Here is a 673-nt window from a genome sequence, read left to right as displayed (position 1 = left end):
AGCATTAATGCAACGCACCAGACAATCCGCGTTGAGCGCACCACTGCAGCGTCATCGAGGCTATCGTCGCCAGCATGATCATCGCTTGGTGAAGCACCCGCGATGGGCACGCCTGGCTGCTGCTTCAAACCCGAAGAACTATTGTTATTAAACATCAGAGCCATCCTTTCGCGCAGTCAATTGCATGGGCAGCCGACTCACTGCGCCTGATTCCTGGGTTTTGAAAGCCGTGCAATCGCGTTGTCCTTGGTGTCATCGATCACAACCAAACCGTTGTCGACAACAATGATCCTGTCCACCAGGCTCAATACGCTCATCCGATGTGTCGCAATGATCAGTGTGCGCTGTGCGCCCCACTGGCCCAGGCTCTGAATCAGCTTGCGCTCGGTGATATCGTCCATGGACGCAGTGGGCTCATCCAACAGCACAATCTGCGGTTGGCGAATGATCAACCGGGACAATAACAATGACTGTCGCTGACCGCCGGACAAGCCAAGCCCGCCCTCCAGAATCATGTGATCCATGCCCAGCGCAAATTTACTGATGAATTCCATCGCACCCGTCAACTCCAGGGCTTCGAGAATTTGCTGATCGCTCGCGTGGGGTGCTCCCAGCATCAGATTTTCGCGCAAGGTGCCGTGGAACAACCTGGAGTTCTGGGTCAACAGACCCA

General features: G+C 55.1%; 1 protein-coding gene. It reads right to left on the bottom strand.

The window, feature by feature from the left end:
* Positions 1 to 197: 197 nt before the first annotated feature.
* Positions 198 to 673, bottom strand: a 476-nt coding sequence (locus TU76_RS24075; protein ID WP_048352661.1) for an ATP-binding cassette domain-containing protein, incomplete at its 5' end; no start/stop codon positions are given.

Source organism: Pseudomonas psychrophila (assembly GCF_001043005.1).
GTDB lineage: Bacteria > Pseudomonadota > Gammaproteobacteria > Pseudomonadales > Pseudomonadaceae > Aquipseudomonas > Aquipseudomonas psychrophila.
The sequence above is the reverse complement of the archived record's forward strand: the minus strand, read 5'-3'. Positions and strand labels throughout refer to the sequence as shown.